16 protein-coding genes are annotated in these 22,216 nt (G+C 48.8%); 5 read left to right on the top strand and 11 right to left on the bottom strand.

The genetic code is table 11. From position 1 onward, the window contains the following. Positions 1-70: 70 nt before the first annotated feature. From QW71_RS01590 to QW71_RS01610, 5 genes are all read right to left on the bottom strand, one after another. On the bottom strand, positions 71-1,642 hold the full coding sequence (locus QW71_RS01590; protein WP_039292205.1) for an ABC transporter substrate-binding protein: 1,572 nt from the start codon (positions 1,640-1,642) through the stop codon (positions 71-73). A gap of 77 nt (positions 1,643-1,719) precedes the next feature. Beyond that, on the bottom strand, positions 1,720-2,631 hold the full coding sequence (locus QW71_RS01595; protein ID WP_047013546.1) for a carbohydrate ABC transporter permease: 912 nt from the start codon (positions 2,629-2,631) through the stop codon (positions 1,720-1,722). A gap of 16 nt (positions 2,632-2,647) precedes the next feature. Then, positions 2,648-3,583, bottom strand: a complete 936-nt coding sequence (locus tag QW71_RS01600) for a sugar ABC transporter permease (RefSeq protein ID WP_200905865.1) — start codon at positions 3,581-3,583, stop codon at positions 2,648-2,650. Positions 3,584-3,689: 106 nt separating this feature from the next. Continuing rightward, complete coding sequence (locus tag QW71_RS01605; protein WP_039292208.1) at positions 3,690-5,345, bottom strand: sensor histidine kinase; 1,656 nt, start codon at positions 5,343-5,345, stop codon at positions 3,690-3,692. Between the two features lie 86 nt (positions 5,346-5,431). Then, a complete protein-coding gene (locus tag QW71_RS01610) occupies positions 5,432-7,060 on the bottom strand; it encodes a response regulator (RefSeq protein WP_039292211.1) in 1,629 nt (542 codons plus the stop codon). Positions 7,061-7,342: 282 nt separating this feature from the next. Between QW71_RS01610 and QW71_RS01615 the strand changes: the two genes are divergently transcribed. Continuing rightward, a complete protein-coding gene (locus tag QW71_RS01615; RefSeq protein ID WP_039292213.1) occupies positions 7,343-11,068 on the top strand; it encodes a glycoside hydrolase family 9 protein in 3,726 nt (1,241 codons plus the stop codon). Between the two features lie 182 nt (positions 11,069-11,250). Here the strand turns inward: QW71_RS01615 and QW71_RS01620 are convergent, their stop codons facing one another. Then, a complete protein-coding gene (locus QW71_RS01620; RefSeq protein ID WP_039292382.1) occupies positions 11,251-11,802 on the bottom strand; it encodes a TetR/AcrR family transcriptional regulator in 552 nt (183 codons plus the stop codon). Positions 11,803-11,949: 147 nt separating this feature from the next. Between QW71_RS01620 and QW71_RS01625 the strand changes: the two genes are divergently transcribed. After that, positions 11,950-12,849, top strand: coding sequence for a ketopantoate reductase family protein (locus QW71_RS01625; protein ID WP_039292217.1), 900 nt, complete (start codon positions 11,950-11,952; stop codon positions 12,847-12,849). Here QW71_RS01625 and QW71_RS01630 read toward each other — a convergent pair. Continuing rightward, positions 12,846-13,934 (bottom strand): NAD(P)/FAD-dependent oxidoreductase, encoded by a 1,089-nt coding sequence (locus tag QW71_RS01630; protein ID WP_039292220.1) that lies wholly within the window; start codon positions 13,932-13,934, stop codon positions 12,846-12,848. The genes QW71_RS01625 and QW71_RS01630 overlap by 4 nt on opposite strands. A 386-nt stretch (positions 13,935-14,320) precedes the next feature. On the opposite strand from QW71_RS01630, the gene QW71_RS01635 reads away from it, so the two are divergent. Beyond that, on the top strand, positions 14,321-16,543 hold the full coding sequence (locus QW71_RS01635) for a B12-binding domain-containing radical SAM protein (RefSeq protein ID WP_039292223.1): 2,223 nt from the start codon (positions 14,321-14,323) through the stop codon (positions 16,541-16,543). Positions 16,544-16,574: 31 nt separating this feature from the next. After that, positions 16,575-17,861: an MFS transporter gene (locus QW71_RS01640; RefSeq protein ID WP_039292226.1), complete on the top strand. Its 1,287-nt coding sequence runs from the start codon at positions 16,575-16,577 to the stop codon at positions 17,859-17,861. 83 nt (positions 17,862-17,944) lie between these two features. Here the strand turns inward: QW71_RS01640 and QW71_RS01645 are convergent, their stop codons facing one another. From QW71_RS01645 to QW71_RS01655, 3 genes are all read right to left on the bottom strand, one after another. Then, on the bottom strand, positions 17,945-18,667 hold the full coding sequence (locus tag QW71_RS01645; RefSeq protein WP_306766015.1) for a cyclase family protein: 723 nt from the start codon (positions 18,665-18,667) through the stop codon (positions 17,945-17,947). A 100-nt stretch (positions 18,668-18,767) separates the two neighbouring features. Then, complete coding sequence (gene map, locus QW71_RS01650; RefSeq protein ID WP_039292232.1) at positions 18,768-19,514, bottom strand: type I methionyl aminopeptidase; 747 nt, start codon at positions 19,512-19,514, stop codon at positions 18,768-18,770. Between the two features lie 27 nt (positions 19,515-19,541). After that, complete coding sequence (locus tag QW71_RS01655; protein ID WP_039292234.1) at positions 19,542-20,177, bottom strand: TetR/AcrR family transcriptional regulator; 636 nt, start codon at positions 20,175-20,177, stop codon at positions 19,542-19,544. A 160-nt stretch (positions 20,178-20,337) separates the two neighbouring features. Between QW71_RS01655 and QW71_RS01660 the strand changes: the two genes are divergently transcribed. Beyond that, positions 20,338-21,138 (top strand): ankyrin repeat domain-containing protein, encoded by an 801-nt coding sequence (locus QW71_RS01660; protein WP_047013548.1) that lies wholly within the window; start codon positions 20,338-20,340, stop codon positions 21,136-21,138. On the opposite strand, the gene QW71_RS01665 is transcribed toward QW71_RS01660, so the two are convergent. Next, positions 21,122-22,051: an NAD(P)/FAD-dependent oxidoreductase gene (locus QW71_RS01665; protein ID WP_039292236.1), complete on the bottom strand. Its 930-nt coding sequence runs from the start codon at positions 22,049-22,051 to the stop codon at positions 21,122-21,124. The two genes, QW71_RS01660 and QW71_RS01665, sit on opposite strands and share 17 nt — an antisense overlap. Between the last annotated feature and the right edge of the window lie 165 nt (positions 22,052-22,216).

Here is a 22,216-nt window from a genome sequence, read left to right on the forward strand (position 1 = left end):
TTTCTCTTGTACAGTTAAATGGCAGGACGCCCTGAAACAACAGACCTCCTGCCATGCTTCAATCCGTTAATTATTGAGCTGCTTTCCAGGTATCAATTTGGGTCTGCAATTCTGTTTGGACCTTCTCAATGCCGGCCTTCTTTAATTTCTCATTTCTTTCCTCAAGCATTTTGGCAGGGTCAGGAATTGCCCCCGTGCTCGCGGCCCGGTATTCGCCAATGACCGAGGTAAGCTGAGTAATCTCGTTCTTGACGGATGACTCATCGAATACGAACCCTAACAGCGGTGAACGTTTGGCCTCATTGTTGAATTCCTTCCAGCTTGAATACAAATCATCAGGCTGACCCGGCTTGAGATAATTGATGAGCTGATTACCGATCACCCAGAACAAGGCGCTGGTGCCATATCCGGAATCGGCAATCGGCTCGATGCGGTTCTCGCTAATCTTCTTATAGTGGGTTCCTTCAATTCCGTTAACGAACAGGTTCACGGCATAAGGATCGGTATGCAGCGCATTTAATACCATCATGGCCCGCTCCGGATCTTTGGAGGTGCGGGAGATGGAGAACATCGATCCGGCGGCAAGGTCCGTGGTTACAATAGGCTCTTCGATAACCTTAGAGACGAAATCATATTTATTGTCTGTGGCAATTTTCAGTTCAATATCAGCCCCCGGCTTCCAGACGGCCTGCTGCATCCAGATTTTACCCTGTTTTCTTAAATCACCGATGTCAGTCGTTGTTGTAGCTGCATCGCTATTGATGTAGCCCTTCTCATAATAGCTGCGGTTCAGCTCATATTCCGCTTTGGCAATCGATGAGATTTCCGGATCAATAACCGACTTTATCTGGATGTTATCTGTATTTGTATAGTCATATAAGAACAAAGGAATCTTGTTAGGTGTTGGCCCGATAACGCGGAAGTTCGAGCGGGTCTCATACATCATGCCTTCACCCGACTCCTTAATGAAATCCAGAATCAATTCCGGCTCTTTCTCCTTCAGCAGCTTGAACCAGGGTTCAAAGTCTGACATCGTCTTAATATCCTCAATAGGGATACTATATTTGTCGACTATATCTTTCCGGTAAGTGTAGGCCTTGCCCTGGGTAATCTCTTTGTTTGTGGGAATCCCATATAGCTTCCCTTTGTAGCGCGGAGCCTCCAGGTAGATCGGGTTCAGGTTCTCCGAGATGCCCTGCCCGTATTTGGCCAGCAGATCATCCAGATCCAGGAAGGCGCCCTTAGAGACATTACCGAAGAAATTAAGCCATGAGGCTGTGAATACAAGATCCATCGGTTCACCGGCATTTAACATCAGCTCGGTCTTCTGCTTGTATTCGCTGGAGGCGATCGGCTGAAGATCAACAGTGGCATTGAATTTCTCTTTGAAATATTCACTGAGCTTGGCTTCCACCAGCGCATCATCCCGCTGCGGCGCACCGAAGTAGATAATCGACACCTCGTAAGGCTTCAGTGATTCCGGACTGTCAGCAGGTGCCGCAGTACTCGTGCTCTCCGTGCCTTTTGATGCTGCCGGTTCAGAAGTACCCCCGTTATTACCGCCAGAGCATGCCTGCAAGGATAACGCAAGAACCAGAATAATCGCTGTGAATAGCGGTTTGCGCCCTTTTAACTTTTTCATATTAACCCTCCCTAAATGATTAAGCTTATATATAGAACGGCAGACAGAATAGGCTGCTTGCCGGTTCCACCGCTGCTTTAGCCCTTTACAGCCCCTACTGTGAGGCCTTTGACAAAATATTTCTGAAAGAAAGGATACGCGATCAGAATCGGCCCCATCCCTATGACGGCCATTGCCATCTGCAAGGATTCATTCGGCAGATTCTTCATCATCGTTGGATTCTGGGCGGCCAGCTCTACGTTATTGCGCAGATATTGCACGTCATTGAGGACACGCATCATCAAATACTGGAGCGGATATTTGTCCTCACTGCTGATATACAGCAGCGCATTGAACCAGTCGTTCCAATAACCGATTGTGCTGAACAAGGCCATGGTTGCCATGACAGGCAACGAGAGCGGCAGAACGATCCGCAGGAAGATTCTAAGCTCACCCGCACCGTCAATTCTTGCCGATTCAATCACTGCAGGATGAATGGTCGTCTGGAAAAAGGTCCGCATAATGATTACGTTGAATGGCACAATCAGCATGGGCAGGATCAGCGCCATATAGGAATCCTTGATATGCAGCACCTGAGTATAAATTAAATATCTGCTGACCATCCCGCCGTTAAACAACATCGTGAAGAACAAAAAGAACGTAAATGCATTACGGAACGGATAATCCGCACGTGAAATGGGATAGGCATACAGTGCCATGAGCAGTACACTGAGCGCTGTGCCAAGAATGGTTATGGTAAAGCTTACCCGGTAGCCCGACAGAATCGTCTGAAAATCCTTAAAGATGGATTCGTAGGCAATGAACGACCATTTATCCGGAACAAAGCTGTACCCCTGAGTCAGAATGGACTGTCCGTCTGTGAAGGATACAATAATGACTAGCAGAACAGGCAAAAAGCAGATTAATGAGAGGATTACAAAAGCAATGTTTAAAATTAAACTGGAAGCTACAGAAATTCCGCCGATGCGGCTGCCGGAGTCGTTGGCCATGATTGTTCTCCTTTATTTAGAATAATGCCTGTTCCCGGTCAATTTGTCTGACCGCGCTATTGGTTGCGATCACCATGATGAACCCAACCACCGATTGAACAAGCGCCGTGGCCGAGGACATCCCGATATCATTTAATTGCATCAAGGCCCGGTATACATACGTATCGACGGTATCCGTAACCGGATACAATGCCCCTGAGTTCATGGGCACCTGGAAGAACAGCCCGAAGTCTGAACTGAAGATACTTCCCATCGACAGAATCGTCATAATGATAATGACCGGCCGGATAAAAGGAATCGTTATGTTCGTAATCTGCTTCCACTTGGAAGCCCCGTCGATAAGCGCAGCCTCATAATATTCGGGGTCAATTCCGGCGATCGCCGCAATATAGATTACAGCACCGAAGCCGGCATGCTTCCAGGCGTTCACGAACACCAGGATATAAGGCCAGAATTCCTTCTCCGAATACCAGAACACCGCATCCTGCCCGAAGGCTTTGAGGACGGTGGCATTGATGAAGCCATGATCCGGCTGCAGGAAAGCGTATACGAGATAACTCACTACTACCATTGACAGGAAGTGCGGCAGGATAATGAAGCTTTGGTAAGCTTTTGCCAGAAACCGCCTCCGGATCTCATTGATGGCCACCGCGATCGATACTGACAGCACTAAGTTAAGCATCATAAAGGTTAAGCTGTACAGGAGCGTGTTTCTTACAATTCTCCACATATCCCCCGAGGAGAACAGGAATTTGAAGTTATCAAATCCTACCCATGGACTCCCCCAAATTCCGTCAATGTAATTCACATTCTTGAACGCAATGAATATACCGAACATCGGCAGATAGCTGTGTGCCAGAAGGACAAGAACGGCCGGCAGCATCATTAGTGTCAGCGCCTTGTACTTCCACATGGCATGGATAAATCTTGAGAATCCAGTGGCTCTAGTCATGTCCATTACTCCTTTCATGGACTTATTATAGAACCATCTCTACACGGCTACGATGATGCATTCCCGTAAAAACGTGATCTTTTAAACGCCCATAGCCGGTAGTACCTCATTCGGGGGGCTTGCGCAAAGGCAGGGTGATGATTGCCCGTGTCCACCCCTCCACACTTCGTTCATAGGTCAAACCATACGCCTCCCCGTAATGGAGCTGGATCCGCTGATGCACATTTCTGATGCCATATCCCTTCGGACTATGCTCTTCCTGCATAATGGCAGAGAGTTCATCCGGATCTACAGGCAGATGCCCGTTGTCCTCTACGATGAAGCGGAGGGTATCTTCACTTTGAACGGCAGATACCCGTATCTCTCCTTCCCCATCCATTCCGCGCACGCCATGAATAATGGCATTTTCGATCAGAGGCTGAATAATGACTTTGGGAGTTTCATAGCCTCTCAATGTTTCATCGATCTGCCAGCAGACCTCGAAGGTGTCAGGGTAACGTTTCTCTTGCAGCCGTGTATAGGCCTGGGCATGCTCCAGCTCTTCCCCGGCTGTAATCATTTTCCGGCCTTTACTGAGGCCGATACGCAGCAGCATGGACAAGTCACGGACCATTTCGCCAACCTCGGTATTTCCGCTATCCAGCGCGTACCAGTAAATCGAATCCAGGGTATTGTACAGATAATGGGGCGTGATCTGGGATTGGAGCATCAGCAGCTCATACTCTTTCTGTTTCAGCTGCATCACATAATTTTCTTCAATCGAATAATCCAGCCTTTTGGTCATTTTCACAAATGATCCATATAGAATGCCAAATTCATCATGCCTAAGCGGCTCCTCCGTCCATGACAGCGTTTTGCCGGGTTCATAAATTTTCATAACCGAGACGAGCTTCACTACGGGCTTAACGACAAGCCGCACTAAATAGAGAACAAACGTGAGGACAAACGCTAAAAAAACGACGGAGATAATGACGAGCATATTTTGCAGCCAGATTTGTTTACCGGTAATGGACGCTAAGGGGATTTTGTACAATAATCTGGTATGGAATTTCGAGCTGTCCGAATAGGCATAGAGCCACTCTTCCCCGCCTTCTTCCGCAAAGGTGAAGCCGTAAGGCGCCGCAGGTCCGATATTCCTGTCAATCTCGGCCAGTGAAATGCTGCCTGAACCGGCGGACATTAACAGCTCATCCTTGTCGTTGAATAAGAAGATACCGGCAGCAGACGGTACCTCAACTGCTACCATATCCCGGGTTAAAAGCACCTCTACCTTGTTGACCACCAGCAGGCCGATGGCCTCATTATAGTCCCGGGGATTGAGAATACTGCGCATGAACGAGATCGTTTGCTCACCGGTCTCTGCATGCGTAATGCGCAGTGCTCCACCTCCGCTGTCATCCATGTTGCTTACCATAGCGTCAGGTAATCCGCCCGCATCATTATCCAAATACTTGAATCCCTTCGTCTTATGGGAAAGATCAAAAGGCGTATCTCTACGCTCAATATTTCTCATATATATTGCATATTCTGTGCCCCCGGTAGACCAGCTCTCCAGAATATTATCGGCCTGCTGGATTTCATTCAGTGTGTCAATTCCGGTCCAGAAGCTGTACCCCGCCGGATTACTGAAAAAGTGATTATCCAGCAGTGTGACCGTCCTGTCATTGATCGCGGATATGGTTTTGTCGATCGTCACATGATTTTGTTTAACCAGCTGGAGTGTTGTACTGCCGACTTCTTCCTTGATGGTGTCTACAGCCACATAAGCTGAAATCCAGCCTACTACTATAAAGGGGAGGACAATCAATACGAGGAATGCCAGGGTGACTTTATGCTTCAGTTTCAGCTTCAGTCCGGTTCCCCTCCTCTGGCTTGCTTGCGGAATTCTGCCGGTGTGAGCCCCAGCATTCTCTTGAACATCCGGCTGAAGTGCTCAGGCGACTCATACCCTACCGCAAAGGCGATTTCATACCGTTTCTTGTCCGTGGTAATCATCAGCCGCCGGGCTTCCTCCATACGCAGGGCCGTTACATAATCCCAGAGGTTTGTTTTCATATCACGTTTGAAAATATAACCCAGATGGGCTGCGCTGAAATGAACCTCCTCGGAAATATCCTGGATTTTCAGCGCCGGATTACGGTAATTCTTCTGGATGTAGCTGGTAATCCGCGAGATCACGTTCTGATCTCTGGCCTTAGAGAGCTGCTGCAAAAAAACAACCGAATCTTCAATGTACCGGTGCAGCCGTTCCAGTTTCTGCTGTCCGCTAAGTCCCTGGAACACCATATCCGGATTGAAATCATAGAGGGAAACCCCGTTCCCCTGTCCGTATTCGACCAGCAGCCCGTAAATCCGGTAGATCAGCATCCCGCAATAGCTGTTCGTGACCTCCTGCGACTGTTCAGACACCGGCAGCTGGCCAAGGATGCTTTGCGGATTCACGTACCCTGCGGATTCTACCGCTGATTTCATCTGCTCCATGAATTCACTGACCTTGCTCATCCAGACCACCATACTCAGATTGTCCTGCACGGCTATATCGTGATAATAGAAGACTCTTTGTCCGGGATGGACTTTGGTCCACTCTGCCGCACTGTCTGCTTCTTCCATCAGCCTGGGGAGCATTAATACATCTCCGCCCAAAGTGCTGAGGCCGATCGTTGCCTCCACATTCAGATACTGCTTCATATTCATGGCGATCATCTGCCCGATCATATGGATCTGCGAGTGTACTCTAACCCGGGGATCGCCCATTTCTTCGGCAGATAACTGGATAATGCTGATGATGGAATGGCCGAAGCCGTTGAAGGTCAAACCATTCCACTCCATCAAGGTTTCATTCATAATATTAATCGCCGCATATTTCAATAATTTGCGGTCATGCAGAGTGACCTTCTGTTGGCTGAAGCCGGCCTGGCTATAATCAATGCGGCTGGAGATCACGCCGAAGAATTGTCCTTGTAATAGCTCTCCCACCTCACTGGTCACATCTTCAATATCCTTACGGGTCAGATTCCGCTCTGTAACCAGCTCCATCAGCCACTCATTACGCCTGGATTGGTCCTGTATCGGCCTGCTTTCCGCCTCAAGGCTTTTTCCCGGAAGCTCTTTCTGGGTTAACGCTTTGCGGACTACCCGCAGCAGCTCTGTTCGCTCTACCGGCTTGACCAGATAATCCTTTGCCCCCAGCCGGAGCGATTTTTTGGCGAAATCAAACTTCTCATGGGCGGAAATGACAATCACCGGGACATTCCACTGCTCCATATAGATATTCTCCATTAATTCAATTCCGCTCATCCGGCCCATCTGTATATCGGTCAGCACCAGATCAAAGCGGTCCATCCGCAGATAATCAATCGCTTCGAACCCATTGATTGCCGTTTCAACATGAGTGATGTTCATATCCGAAGCGAGCAGGAAGTTCTTGATCCCCGCACTCACTCTCGGCTCATCGTCTACCACGAGAATTTTATACATGATGCTCCCCCCTTTTGTATCACAGTACACTCGCTGCAAATTCCGGTAGATGATCTATTTCATCTTTTGTGTGATCTATATCAGGATTGTTAACCGCCTGGCTCTGAAAGACCTTTGTTTCATAGGTTCGAAACCGTTACAGCCCTAGTATAGATCACATATTTCCTGTAATTCATCATCGATTAGTGATAGTAACTCTTTTATGCTCTTTTTGCAAGCGTTTACATAAATAAGGAAAGGAGATTAGGGTTCACACTATCCGACTATGAGGAGGTTAAACAGATGTTCAGATCAAGCCTATTCCCCGGGAGACTCAAAAAGTTATTACCGGTATGCCTCAGTCTGTTGTTGATCATAAGTGCTGTTGCTCTGTCTCCCCGGCCTGCCGCAGCAGCGGTTAACCCCTTGCCGGGACCCGGCCACCCTCTTCTGTATGATGATTTTGCCGGCGGGGGGCTGTTCAAACAAAATTGGACGAACTGGTACAATCAGAACGGGGGCAGCGGTACGTTCACCAAGACGGTCCAAGGCACCCGCACGATTGGAAAGTTCACACAAACCCCAGGCTCCTCCACCTCCTGGGCCAAGTTTCAGCCGATGAACGAGACCTTTGACCTCTCGGGCTACCGTTATATGAATCTGTCTTTGCAAAATGCAGGTTATGCCCAGTCACTCATTCGTGTTGTCATAAGCGATGGCATCACCAATTACAATCTTACCGGCGGTTATGTATCTGCAACGAATACCTGGACCAGCCTGCAGTTTGATCTGGATGCCCTGTCGCCCAAGATTCAGAAGGAGAAAGTCAAACTGGAGGTGTGGCTTAGACAAGCCGGCGGGACTTACGGGGAAATGCTGATCGATGATATCGTGTTTACCACGGCCTCCGGCGGTACCGCGCCTCAGTTAAGCCCGGCTGTGATGAGTGCGGATACAGATGGCAGCTATAACCAGAACACTAATTTCACCTTCGATGCCACTTATACCGACCCGGATAACGAAGCGCCTTATGCCGTCCAGGTGATCATTGATGACACGGCCTATACTATGCGCGAAACCGATCAAGCTGATGTAACCTACACGGATGGAAAAGATTACAGGTTCATGACCAAGCTTCCGGCGGGAGCCCATTCCTACTATTTCCGTACCACAGATACGACTTCGAATGAAGTCAAGACCGGAATTCACAATTTGAGCGTAGTCAATTCCTCTTCTGTGGTTGATATTGTAGTGAGCCAAGCCGGCTACAGTGCAGACGATATCAAGTACGCCAAATTCATCTCAACTACAACCGTCACAGATGCCACTTATGAAATCTTGGATGGATCAAATGTCGTGTCTTCAGGTACCATGACTTACGAGGGCTTCTATTGGAATAAGCATGTCTATTCTATCGGTTTCTCCTCCGTCACGGATGCCGGGAACAACTACAGGGTGCGAAGTAATCAGCAATATTCATATCCTTTTGAAATCACGCCTAACCTGTGGGATCAATACAAGGATGAAATGACAGCCTTCTACCGTCTTCTGCGTGCCTCAGTAGCCACCAGTGATGCTTATCCTGAGGGTTACAGCAGTGTAGCTCCTTCCGCCAAGCTCTACCATGCCGCGGGACACCTGGATGATGCCCAGTCTGCGGACGGCCTGACCCATTATGATCTGACAGGCAGCTGGTACGATGCCGGTGATTACGGCAAATATGGCGGTAACCAATGGGTCGGCGCGGAGATCGCACTTGCTTATACGCGTTATGCGGACAAAGACAGCGTGAAGTATGATAACGACAGCAATGGCATCCCGGACCTGGTAGATGAAGCTGTCTTCGGCAGCGAATATCTCATCAAGTTCGCGGATCAGCTTGGCGGGGAAATGTATAATCTCAGGAACAACGCGTCTTTTGTACACCCGGAGAAATCTACCGACAATATCTCCGGTACAGCGGATGACCGGAAGCTGACCGATTTAAGCGTCGGCGGCTCTGCCAAGTCAGCGGGTACACTTGCTGCTACAGCGCGCGCGATCCGCACAGCGGTTAACGAAGGCGATATCGCGTCAGCCAGGATTGCAGAACTCACGGATTTTGCCGATCAATGCGAGAGTGCAGCTGTAATCTTTTATGAATACGTGGTTGCCCATCCTGACGGTCCCATAGGCTCCTACTCTACCAGAGGAGGCATCCCCAATTCCAAGCTGCTCGCTGATGTGGAGCTGTACTTGCTGACCGGCGAGATCCAGTATAGGAATTCAGCTTCCGCTACAATCAACGCCTTAACGCTGGGTGACATTTCATCCACGAACTACTGGGATATGAGCCCAATGTCCATGGCTGAGTTCTACCCGGTTGCCGATGCTGCAACACAGTCTCATATTCACAGTTTGTTAAAAGGGCAAGCGGATTTCTTCCTCTCCACTTCAGATGATACACCGTATGGTGTACTCAACCAGTTCAAAAACTTCGGCGTAAACGAACCTCATGCTTCTTATTTAGGGGACCTGCTGCGGTACTATGAATTATTTGGTGACCCGGCAGCACTGGAGGCGGTGGTGAACGGCATGTACTGGCTGTTCGGAGAGAATCCGTGGAATATCAGCTGGGTCTCCGGCATTGGCACCCATCATGTGATGTTCCCGCATACCCGCTACAATGAGGATTCCAATACTGCGGGTGATACAGGGATTATTTTTCCCGGCGCCATGGTCAGCGGACCGAATATGAAAGATCCTAAGAATCGAACCAGTATAAGCCCCTGGTACGAGGACCGTTCCCTCTATCTGGATGATACGAATCAGTGGCGGTATAACGAGTTCAGTATCAGTATTCAGGCAGGACTCCTATACACAGTCATGGGACTGAGTGCAACTCCGGGAACAGGTGCGGACAACACCGCGAAGCCGCCCGCCTTGCCGCTACTCTCTCCGGTAATTGGAGAATGGGTCCGCGGAGATGTAACTGTTTTTGCTGAGGCTGGGGATGGTCTGAGCCAGGTAGAGTATGCGGCAGCCGGATTGCCTTATCAGCCGATGACCGTCTCCGGTAATGTATATTCAACTGTAAGCGGTGCGGTTTACGCTGCTGTCATTGATGAGAGCCAATCCTTGCCCTACACCAACCGGAGAGTAGATGTTCGTGCGAAGGACTCTTCCGGCGGATACACCTACAGCTCCACTCATTACACTGTTGCTCCGGCGTTGCCGGACCCCTCCACTCCGCTGTTATATGATGATTTTGGAGGCGGCGGCTTCTGGGGTGGTTCTGCGGCCAACACGACCTGGGTCAACTGGTATAATCAGAATGGCGGCACGGGAACGTTCACCAAGCTTACCGCAGACGGACGTTCAGCCGGCAAATTCGCCCAGACTCCCTCAGCAGTGAATTCAGCGGCTAAATTCCAGCCGTGGAATGATGTGGTCGATCTGAGCGGCTACCGGTATTTGAATATTACGCTTAAGAATCCGGCCTCGCCTGATCTCAGAACCCGGATTGAAATCAATGACGGCAAAAGAACGTACAATCTGACTGGAGGCTGGGCCGAGGTTCCATCGGACTGGAACGATCTGCAATTTGATCTGAATGCACTGACTCCAGCCATTGATAAAAAGGCGCTGAAGCTGTCCATTTGGCTGAAACAAAATAGTGTCACTGCCGGAGAAATGCTGATTGATGAAATTAAGGCGACCAATCAGGTCAGCGGAAGTGCGCCGACGTTAACTTCAGGAGGCGTAAATCATACAGCAGGCACGCCGCAGACCGAGTTTACTTTCACAGTCACTTATACAGATGTGGACAATCAGGCCCCATTTGCCATGGAGCTTGTCTTGGACGGCGTTGTCCGGACCATGCAGCCTGCTAATCCGGGTGACACTAACTATGTTGACGGCAGAGTCTATCAATATACCATCAAGCTGCCTCCCGGCCAGCATTCCTACTACTTCCACACTACCGATACGTTTACCGATGCCATAAGTACAGAGGTTCAGAGCGGTCCTGAAGTTAGTTTGGGTAGCTAATAAGCCCCTTTTTTTGGAGTAGGATCATCGTGTGTGTATCAACAATCTTAAAAAAACAAATTAAGAAACCTCTCTTTTAGTCAAATGGAGTTTCCACACAACCATTTCAAAAGAGAGGTTTCTTTGTATATTCAATAGTGCATGGAGCCACTCTGCTTGCTGTCCAATTGGCCTGAGCAGAGTCATTTCTGAGAATAGGCCGTTACCCCCGCTGTATATAGGTTGTCCACTAACCTGTGGAATTCTTCCGGCGGTAAATCCTTTTCCCGCTGAAGCCATAGTCGAAGCAGAGAAAGTGAGGTTGAGATCTGAAACTCAATCAAGTATGGCTTTAAGGAATCGTTGTGCGGAACGTTTAAATCCAATCTATCCAGGATCATTTCTCTTTTCAAGCGTTCTATAAAACGGATACTGCCATAATCACCCAGGAGGGCCTTGAGGACCGAGAGATATTCCTGGTTTTCCAGACAATGAAGCGCATCCTGAACAGTATAGGCAGAAAGCTTTTTATTCGCCAACTCTTCTTTGATGTAATTCAACAAATCATTTTCAACAGAGTCCAACAATTCGTAAATATCAGTGAAGTATTGATAAAAGGTGCTGCGGTTATATCCCGACTTCTTCGCAATCTCTTGCACCGAGATTTTTTCAATCGGCTTTTGGCTATATAGCTCACAAAAAACATCTATGAAATTTTGTTTCGTTTTTTCCGTGATTTCGGGCTGCTTTTTCATTCCATACTCCTTTGCAGACAAGATTATCATCCGACACATCCTAAAAAACTGATGGTTGATGAGGGAAGGCTAAAGCTTTATGATCACATCATACAACACGTTGTTGGATAGTCAATACCGGAATGTTAGAAAAATAGGAGGATTATTATGCCAGTAAAACAAAATAGAATTTTGATTTTTGGTGCAGGTGTTATAGGGAGCGCGTATGCAATCAAATTCATTGAAGCAGGGGTGGATGTTACTCTGTTTGCACGTTCTAACCGGTTCACAGCCTTGAAAGAGAAAGGTCTGCAATATAATGAGAAAGGTGCCGTTAAAGCGTTACAGGTAAAAGTCATAGATAAGCTTGAAAATGATGATGTATATGATTTTATTTTGGTAACCGTTCGCTACGATCAAGCCGAATCCGCATTGCTGGCACTTAAAAACAATCAAAGCAAAAATATTGTTACCATGACTAATAATTCGATTGGATTTGCTTCGTGGCTGGATATTGTGGGAGACAGACTTTTACCGGCTTTTCCCGGGGCCGGCGGACAGATTAAAGAGGGGATTTTGTATGCCCGGTTCCCGCCAAAGATTCTGATAGCTACTATGTTTGGCGAAATAAACGGTGTAGTGACAGAACGTGTAGAAAACCTCGCACAATTATTTAAAACAGCAAAGCTTCCTTACACAATGAATAAGGATATGAAGGCGTATCTCATAACACATTCCGTATCGGACATTGCATTGCTTAGTGTTTTACACTCTGACCATAAGATCATTGACGAAAAAACAGTCAGAACCAGACAAACGGCACACCAAATAACAGTCACCTTAAAAAAGTATTTAAGGGCCATCCAACAAGCTGGCGTTACTATTAACCCTGCTGGATTTAAAATGGTGCTTATATGCCCAAACTTGATTTTGGATTTTTTCTTTATGCTATGGCTGCGGACTAAAATGGTACGGGATATGCTGCTGCCGGATTACGCGGATAGTGCAAACAGGGAAATTGTGCAGCTGAGAAATGATTTACTGAAGCTTTTAAGTCAAAATGATTAGCTCTTCAGCTTAATATAGGGACGAAGCAGATAACTTGCTATTTTTAAAGGATTAAGCTTTAGGCTTGTTAGCAATTTTTTGCCCAAGTAGCTGTCGAGATTACGGATAATGAGATCAAGGGTCTCATCCGAGAGATGTTCCATCGTCCTGCGCAAGACAATCGAGTTCTCATAGCTCTCTCTGATCGGCTTGGTAAGCTCCTCATAATTACCCAAACCGCATAAATCCTGGGCGGCATAAATTCCTGTCATCCAGGAGGTATGCTGCCCGAAGCCCATGAACGGCATCATTGCCCCAAAGCAATTACCGACATAAAATGTATTGCCGATCCTGCCGGAGTGACATACCCCTAGTGGGTAACCGGTGATTTGGAATTGGTCCGTGATAGGCAGCGCTTGCTGGAGTTCCGCTTGTACCTTGAGATAATAACGCTCCCATAGAGTTTCTATACCGGTATTCATCTCAGGGAGATCAGGAATGGCAATGACAAGGTTTGCCTCATTCTCCGAGAATGGAATCAGGTATCCGTATCCGAAAGGTGCGAGGTCGTAGTCCAGCCAAGCCTTAACCTCATACGGATTGAATTGGCCCTCAACCGTTGCTCCTTTGACCGAAACCGTCAGATCTTCCCTGAAATTGCGGGTTTTCTTCGCGTAATCGCTGTCCCCCGTTGCCAACACCACGTGAGTGTAGTCTGCAAGCAGTTCCTCATACGTTTTGTCAGATCTATAATGGATTTTCGACTTAACCTGCCGGCCCAGCTGTGCTTCGTACGAATTCTTATGTCTTCCACGAATGTTCGTGAAGCCTAGCTGCCCTTCCAGAATAGCCTGCTCATGCTTCGAATAAAATGTAAACTTTGAAATGCCGGCAGCCGGATGAAGATATATACCGTATTGCTCCGATAAGTAAGCGATACTGTCGTTAACGGGACGGGTGAACATGGAGAGCAGCACTTCGGCATTCACAAACCGGTCTCCAATCATACTGCGGCTCTCAAAAATTACTGGTTCTATTCCATGCTTCTCAAGTGTAATGGCACAGGCAAGCCCCGAAATTCCTGCCCCCATGATTGCAACTTTCATCTAGCGCCCACTCCTTCCAGATATTCTCTTGCATACATTCTTCCCGTAACAACAGAGTGAGTATTCATTTAGGCTTGAGCGAAATTACACAGAAATACCCAATTTAATAGTTTATCTGTAATTAATTTCATCGTCAATCTGCTAACTCATAGGTCTAATGGTATTTTATAGCATATAATCTCTTTAATTAGCTAAAGGAGGTGAATTTACATGAAAAAGGAAGAAAAAGAGTTGCTTGCAGCTATTTTGGAAGTCACCGAAGCATCTGATAACGATGTGACACGCCAGAACAACGTCAATAACATTCACTAGTAACTCTCCGCAGCCCATCCTCCTCATTGAATCTTCCAATGAGGAGGAATTCTCTTCATGATGGAGGTTTTGGAATGGTAAAAACTGCGCTGATATACCCTCCGGTCAGCGATCCTACTTCAGGTTATCACAGCCTTTGTTGCTTGGCGGGCTATGCGCGGCAATTCGGCTTTGAAGATATTGATATTATTGATAGTAATATAGACTCCTGGCTGTATACCGTAACGCCTGAGCAAATCGAAAAAACAATGCAATATATAAATGAACGGACTGCGCAGCTTCAAGCACTGGAACAACCCGCGCCCATTGAACAGATGGAGCTTTATTACGCGCTCAAAGTACGAGGCATGAATTTTGCCGGGGCGCTGCCAGCCGCGCTACATACTTTCCGTGATGAAACAGAATTTTTTGACTACAGGCTGTATACCAGCGCCGTTGAGACTGTAATGCTCTGGATGGATGCCTTATCTCTAAAGGGCTTCCCGGGGCAGTTCAGAGGGTTCAGCTTAGCCACCAGCGGATTTTTCAATGTATTTAACTCCTTGGATATGCGCGATACCCGAATTACCGAAGTGATCTCCGGACCTTTCACCGACTATTTCAGGAACGAATTGATTCCCGGCATCATCACAGGCGGCTACTCTCTCGTGGGGATCAGCATCACCTATGTCGCCCAACTTCCTTTCGCGCTCAGCATGGCGCAGCACATCCGGAAGAGCTGCCCGGAAATCCGGATTATATTTGGCGGTACTGCCGTCTCAGATTACTGGAAATATATTTTGAACAAAAGCGATTTCTATGCTGTATTTGACTCTGCAGACGCCTGCATTATCGGCGAAGGTGAAAGTGCACTGGTCTCTATCCTCCAGGCATTGAAGCACCATAAACCGCTGCCTGCGTCACCGAATATTGCACTGCATCCCCGGTATCAGGCGGTGCATGGTGCCTCCGCTCTGGAAATCAAATACGAAGATATCTGCTCCTTTCCGGTGCCGGAGTACAGCAAGCTGCCCTGGGAGAAATACTTATCCCCCTTTCCCTTCATTTACTATTCTCCTTCGCGGGGATGTTATTGGAACCGGTGCACCTTTTGTGATTATGGCTTAAATACCGATTCGCCTACCAGTCCCTGGCGGCAATACCCGCTGGATAAGATAATGGAAGATTTGAGGACGCTCGCCGTCACCTACAAATATATCTATTTCTCAGTGGATGTGTTATCTCCGGCCTTACTGCTTAAGCTGGCGGCAGCGATTCTGGAAGAAGGACTCGACCTCCGCTGGGGAGCGGAGATCCGGTTAGAGGAATACTGGACACCGGAACGCTGCGTTTTGCTTCAGCAAAGCGGATGTACCGCCATCTCGGTCGGATTTGAATCCGGCAACCAGCGTATATTGAATCTGATCAATAAAGGAACCAAGGTTGACCGGCTTCAGGAAACGATTCAAATGTTCAGCGAAGCCGGCATCGGCGTACAAATTATGGGATTTACCGGATTTCCTACGGAAACGGTTGACGATGCCCTGAGTTCAGTTGATTTTTTGCAGCATAACAGCAGGCACTGGACTTTTGGCGGGCTTGGCCAGTTCGTCTTAACCAAAGGTGCCATTATAGCCAAAGAACCGGAGCGTTTCGGCATTCAGGATATCCGGCCTTTTGAGGGCGAAGATGTCGCCTGGAGGCTGTATTACAGTGAGCAAACGCAATTGCTTGCAAATTCTTCCCGTTGGGGACCGAAGGAGCTGACAGAGGCCAAAGCATCCCTCAGGAGCAACCTGTTTGACCGTCCCTGGGTGGGGGGAGTGGATACTGCGCATTCGATGTTCTATCACGACCGTTTCGGGAACAAGGTCCTCCAGGTCATCAGCGGGACAACTCAGACGGCAGCTAACGAGAACTCAATTTTGGAATTAAACGGACACCTTCTAGAGGGACATTATTACCTTCCGGTCCACAAGCTTTTTAACAAAAAGAACCTGGATAACATTCTGGACAGATCCGAATGCGAAGGAAAGGCAGTCACCGCGCAAAATATAACTGAACTTCTTGGGCAATGGAAACCGGATTGCTCCAGTTACCCGCAGCCCAAAGAGCAGCAGCTGTTCGTCCGGCGGGATGGCACTCTTTTTCCGTTTCCTGTACCCATGATCGAGTTTTTGCGGAATTTCGTACCTGGCTTAAGTTTAACGGAGCTGCTGCAGCAATCGGCGCAGCATGAGTTCCATACTGAGCTATGGCAACACTGTATCTCGAACCGGTTTCTGCGGCTGAAACGGTTACCGGCAGCAGAAGCTTGAAGATCGCTTTATGAAGGAGGTGTGCTATTCCTTGAACCCCGCAATCAGCAAACCTAATTACAGACTCCTGTTAAAACATAATGCCGATTTCCGCTATCTATGGCTGGCCCGTGCCAGCTCCGTCTTCGGGGATTCCTTATACAATCTGGCTATCAGCTGGCTCGTGTACTCGATGACCGGCTCCTCGCTCCAGGTGGGGATGGTCATTGTTGCCAAGTTCCTGCCGGAAATGATACTCGGTTTATTCATTGGCGCCTGGGTAGACCGTTTGAACAAAAAGATTCTGATGCAGATCGCCGATGCCGCTCAGGCCCTGCTCACCGGAACCCTTGCTGTACTCATGCTCACCGGGCAGCTTCAGCTGCTGCATATCTATCTGATCACAGTCGGCTTATCGATTATGGGCAATCTGTTTGCTACCTCCCAGAGCTCCTTCCTGCCCGAGCTCATCGCGGATAAAACCTATCTCATCTCAGCCAATTCACTGCTGTCCGTTTCCCTGCAAATCACCCGTATTCTTGGAACGGTTGCGGGTGGAATATTGGTGGCCTCTATTGGGAATTCAGGGGCTGTGATTGTGGATGCGGCAACCTTTATCGTCTCGCTTGCTCTGATTCAGCATATTAAGCAACGCGGCAAGGCCGGGAAGAATTCCCGCGCCGCCACCGGCTTGTCCATCTTCGCGGAAATCCGCGAGGGCTGGCAATGGCTGCGGGGACAAACGGCCATGCTCGTGCTTATCCTACTCGGTACGCTCAGCAATATTGCCTTAGGGCCAAGCAATGTGCTTCCCCCCATGCTGATCGGTGAGCTGCTGAAAGGCGGTTCCGGCGAGCTTGGTATTTTCAATGCAGCTATAGCTGTGGGGCTGCTTCTGGGCGGACTGTTCGTCGGCAGCAGGTCTCCCCGGAGAATTGGTGTCTGGTTCTCCTGCGGTCTGGGGGTTCAAGGCCTTGGCATGTGTGTGATCGCATTCTCTTCCGCTCTCTGGCCGGCTTGCTTCGGCAACTTGATCCTGGGCTTTGGCGTAACAGTCACGGTGATCCCGATGAGCACCTTGTTCCAGCTGCTGGTTCCGTCTCCGCTTCGGGGGCGTGTCAACAGCATCAGCTCCATGGCCTTTAACATCTCCATCCCGTTAACCTATGGCGGAGTAGGTATTCTGGCTGACAGAATCGGCGTGGAAGTATGCTTCGGTCTTGCCGCTGCCTTGTTTGCCGTTTGTCTGATCATCGGGCTGACCAATCATCATCTGCGCAGCCTTGACATCCAGGCTCCACAGTCGTCCCCATCACCTCAGACCGGTCAATCGGTATAAATAAATCAAACAAGACTGTAACTCAACGACGAGTATACAGTCTTTATTTTAGCAGTAAGCTTCACCAGTTTTTCAAATCGATCTTAAGCTTCTACTTCAACAATGATATTAATAATAGAAGCGTCATGGTCTTTAATACGAAGGGGTGCTGCGAAGGCGGAAATGAGTTTTTTATTAATTAACGGCGCTGGATTAATGTCTTCATAAATTAGCATCGTCGGCTCTTTATACTTCTCATGGTCTAAAAAGGCATGGTGGACAAAAAAGCCGGTTCTTTTGGCTTCCGCCATATTTTCAATGCTTAAGGTATCAATAGCTACGGCTTTGCAGTTTGGCAGCTTCGTCCGGATGTATTCAGCAGCTTCGGGAGAGACGGCCGGGAAATGATTCGCGTATTGTTCGAAATCCGTATCCCTGTATTTCCAATAGCCCGTATTGAAGATTAGAATATCTGCTTCATGAAGCTCTTCGTATGCCTCAAGCATAGCGGTTGTAATGAAACCGTCAGCGCCCAGCGGGCAGTCAATTAATAGCGGGCTTCTGTAGATGAAGTCTTCAATTGGAACAGCATCTATGCCCTTACCGTTATTCAAATGATGCCACGGTGCATCAACATGGGTACCCGCATGAAGATAAATGGTTAATACACTTCCGTTCCATTCATCTCCTTTACTCAAGCGCTCTCTTGGATCTAATTTCACTTCTGGCAATCCTGGAAAAACGGGCATTCCTGCATAAATCGGGTAACCGATTTCGACGTATTTTGAAATAGTAACACTCTCCTGTAGTTTCTTTGTGCAGATTATATACCGGTAATATTACAGCTTAAAAGCTGTTGGTGGATAGTACATTATTGCAGTAATTATTCTTTAGTCTCCTAATATATCCCCCTAGGACAGGGTTCGTTTATTGGGCAGTCAGAATCAGCGGACCGTCCGCCGTGATTGCGATCGTATGCTCATATTGCGCCGACAGCTTGCCGTCTGCTGTTCTTGCCGTCCACTCATCATCGTCAATCATGATACGGTACGTACCTTCGTTGATCATGGGTTCAATGGTAAATACCATGCCTTCCTTTAACCGGATGCCTTTGCCAGCTATGCCGATATGCTCGTAGCTCGGCTCTTCGTGCAGGCTCCGCCCGATCCCGTGCGCCAGCAGATCACGCACAACGGAATAACCGTTCGCTTCCGCGTGTTGTTGAATCGCCGATGTGATGTCGCCGAGCCGGCCTCCGGGAACCGCCCGGGCGATCCCCAGGTCCAGACATTCCTTCGTCACCTTCATTAATTGCTGCGCCTCCGGCCGGATGTTGCCCACCGCATAGCTCACGCACGAATCGCCGAACCATCCGCCGTATTCCGCGACGATGTCGAGCTTCAGCAAGTCTCCGTCCATAACCGCCCGATTCGAAGGAATGCCGTGTGCCACTACATCGTTAATCGAAATACAGGTTTCTGCGGGAAACCCGTTATAACCTTTTGTGAACTGCTTGCCGCCCAGCTTTGTGATGTGCCTGGCTACAAAGTCATTGATTTCTTGGGTGGTAATCCCAGGTTCGATCAGGTTGGCCACCGCGCGGTAGCAATCCGCCACGATTTGACCCGCCTGTTTCATCTCTTCGATTTCTCGGGCTGATTTTAGAATAATCATCTTTGGTTTATTCGCTCCTTATCCTTGCTAGAATTTCAGAAGCCGGGCGATATCCCCGGCCTCCTCGTGCAGCTTCCCGCGGCGAAGCGAAAGTGAGGCGCAGCCGGTCATGGCGGCCAGCAGCATTTCCGCACGCTGCAGCTTATCCGGTGATTCCGCTGCGTTTCCGCCGGAAGCAGCAGCCCCCTCCGCCGCGCTCCCGGTTTCCAGCAGCGCAGCAAATGGCGTGAGCACCTCCTGGCGGAAAGCGTTCGAGAGCGGGGATGAACGCCCTTCAGGCAGCGAGGCAAAGCCCTCACCTGCCAGCTTATAAAGCAAATATACGGAGTGGTCCTCCGCCCAAAGCTGCAGCAGCCGGACGCCTGCGGCAGCAGCCCTTTCAAGGCTGACGCTTTCGGAATCCGTGGTTCCCGGGTTCACTCGCGGGGCTTCCAGCCATCTGCCGGCCCGATCCAATGCGTCCCATAGCAGATCATTGAGCAAATCGCCCTTGTTGCTGTAATAATGATAAACCGTGCCATAACCGAGTCCTGCCTGCGCGGCCACATCGCGGATTTCCAGCAAAGCTCCTTTGTTCAAAAAGACATCGGCAGCAGCCTTGCGGATTTGCGCCAGACGCCGCAGCCGGATATCTTCGTTTTGTTCCTTCGTGCGGGGAGTCATATCGTCCGTTCACCTCCTTTATTATTGACCTACTGTTATGTCAATATAAAACATCGGCTTGCAAATAACAAGTAATTTGTTCAAATATCATCTGCTTCCCTTAATGAAGTATAATTAGTGAAATCCATAAAAGAGATCATGGACGGGAGGTATTCTATTTATGTGTGATGAGAAGAAAATAACTTGCATACCAGAAGACAATCCGCTGGTTGTTACAGTGATTAAAATGATTCATACCGGTGATGTTCCATCACTGAAGCAGTTACTGGCCGAGAATCCCGGGCTCGCTACTTCAAGAATTACAGGAATAGACCACAGCAGCAACAGCACTGGTGAATCTCGTTCTATATTGCATGTTGCGACTGATTGGCCCGGACATTTCCCTAACAATACAGCAACAATTGCCGCGCTGATAGAGGCCGGTGCGGATGTGAATTCCCGATTCTCCGGAACACACAGCGAGACGCCGCTTCATTGGGCTGCAAGCTGCGATGATGTCGAAGTGCTAGACCTCCTTCTCGATGCCGGTGCCGACATCGAGGCTTCCGGTGCCGTCATAGCCGGCGGAACGCCGCTCGACGACGCAGTGGCATTCGCGCAATGGCGGGCAGCGTATAGGTTAATTGAGCGTGGAGCCAATCCTGCTCTTTGGCATGCAGCCGCACTAGGTCTGCTTGAGGTTATGGAGGCTCACTTCGCCGGAAGTCCGCTCTCGCAGCAATACCCCTGGGGAGTAGAACACTCATTTCCTCCCGACGAAGTGAACGTTGCTTTCTGGTGCGCTTGCCATGGCGGACAACGAGGCGCTGCCGAATACCTGCTTGACCGTAAGGCTGATATTAACTGGATTTCAGTGTGGGACGGACTCACTCCCTTAGACGCTGCTCAGCGCAATGCTGCTACTGAGTTGGTACATTGGCTGCAAGGTCTGGGTGCTAAATCTGCTACCGGACTTCTTTGAGGTTTTTTGCCCATGCCTCTGTATTCAGCTCATTATTCATGACCGCAGCCACAAATGAGCCCGCCGAAGCCGAAGCTATTGCCTGATGCATCATGGATGCTGCATCCCCGGCGCTATAAATGCCCGGAATGTTTGTTTTTCCGTATTCATTAACGGCGAGTACTCCTGTTTCCGTAAATTCGCATCCGAGGGTGCGAGGAAGGTCAGAGCCCATTACCAGCTCGGGTTTGAAAAAGATTCCCCTGCACGGAATCTCCGTCCCGTCTTCCAGCACAACCTGGTGAACGATGCCATCATTCGAGTCAATATGCCGGATCGGTGAGTCGAACAAGGGAATATCATTGTGCTGGAACTCCTGGCGCTGAGCCTCCGTCAGTTCATCCGGACCATTCGTACAAACCGTAAGCTGGTTTGTCCATCCGGAAATAACCGGAGCGAAATGCGTCAGGACAGTCCCCTTCGAGATGATGACGAGCGGCTGATCTCTTAACTCCCAGCCGTCGCAATACGGGCAGACGAAGGCGCTTTTTCCGTATACCTCCTTAAGGCCCGAAATAGAAAGCGGCTGATCCTTCATGCCGACAGCAAACAATATTTTTTTGCTTGTTATCACCTGTCCTTGCATCGTACGCAATTCAAATCGGCCGTCGGTTCCCGCAATGGATATAACTGTATCCGCCACGAAGGACGCTGAGGGATAAGCCAGGATCTCTTCTTTGGCAATTCGCCGGAACTCCCCCGGACTGATCCCATCACGCGTAATAAATCCGTGAACCGCACCAGTTACTTCGTTGCGGGGACGGCCTTCATCAATCACCGCTACCTTTTTCTTTGCTCTTGCCAGTACCAGGGCAGCATTCAGTCCCGCCGGTCCGCCGCCAATAATTGCCACATCAACCTCTTGTTTCTCCATAATGAATAGCCTCCTTCCTAGATTCGAAATGTCTACAATTATACCGCAAGAAGCCTGGGACTCCTTGTTTGACTCGACAAAACAGATATCAAAGAGCTTCTTTATCCACAATAGATGGTTTATTACTATTTTGCAATGATTATTTTTAAATTAATATTAGCTTTC

The sequence above is a fragment of the Paenibacillus sp. IHB B 3415 genome, from assembly GCF_000802655.2.
Lineage (GTDB): Bacteria > Bacillota > Bacilli > Paenibacillales > Paenibacillaceae > Paenibacillus_AQ > Paenibacillus_AQ phytohabitans.

What these genes read in the sequence shown, in the direction of transcription:
- QW71_RS01600 (WP_200905865.1), bottom strand. Translation starts at nt 3,583, where the DNA reads ATGACTAGAGCCACTGGATTCTCAAGATTTATCCATGCCATGTGGAAG.
- QW71_RS01625 (WP_039292217.1), top strand. Translation starts at nt 11,950, where the DNA reads ATGCCAGTAAAACAAAATAGAATTTTGATTTTTGGTGCAGGTGTTATA.
- QW71_RS01660 (WP_047013548.1), top strand. Translation starts at nt 20,338, where the DNA reads ATGTGTGATGAGAAGAAAATAACTTGCATACCAGAAGACAATCCGCTG.
- QW71_RS01615 (WP_039292213.1), top strand. Translation starts at nt 7,343, where the DNA reads ATGTTCAGATCAAGCCTATTCCCCGGGAGACTCAAAAAGTTATTACCG.
- QW71_RS01635 (WP_039292223.1), top strand. Translation starts at nt 14,321, where the DNA reads ATGGTAAAAACTGCGCTGATATACCCTCCGGTCAGCGATCCTACTTCA.
- map (WP_039292232.1), bottom strand. Translation starts at nt 19,514, where the DNA reads ATGATTATTCTAAAATCAGCCCGAGAAATCGAAGAGATGAAACAGGCG.
- QW71_RS01595 (WP_047013546.1), bottom strand. Translation starts at nt 2,631, where the DNA reads ATGGCCAACGACTCCGGCAGCCGCATCGGCGGAATTTCTGTAGCTTCC.
- QW71_RS01665 (WP_039292236.1), bottom strand. Translation starts at nt 22,051, where the DNA reads ATGGAGAAACAAGAGGTTGATGTGGCAATTATTGGCGGCGGACCGGCG.
- QW71_RS01610 (WP_039292211.1), bottom strand. Translation starts at nt 7,060, where the DNA reads ATGTATAAAATTCTCGTGGTAGACGATGAGCCGAGAGTGAGTGCGGGG.
- QW71_RS01630 (WP_039292220.1), bottom strand. Translation starts at nt 13,934, where the DNA reads ATGAAAGTTGCAATCATGGGGGCAGGAATTTCGGGGCTTGCCTGTGCC.
- QW71_RS01655 (WP_039292234.1), bottom strand. Translation starts at nt 20,177, where the DNA reads ATGACTCCCCGCACGAAGGAACAAAACGAAGATATCCGGCTGCGGCGT.
- QW71_RS01590 (WP_039292205.1), bottom strand. Translation starts at nt 1,642, where the DNA reads ATGAAAAAGTTAAAAGGGCGCAAACCGCTATTCACAGCGATTATTCTG.
- QW71_RS01620 (WP_039292382.1), bottom strand. Translation starts at nt 11,802, where the DNA reads ATGAAAAAGCAGCCCGAAATCACGGAAAAAACGAAACAAAATTTCATA.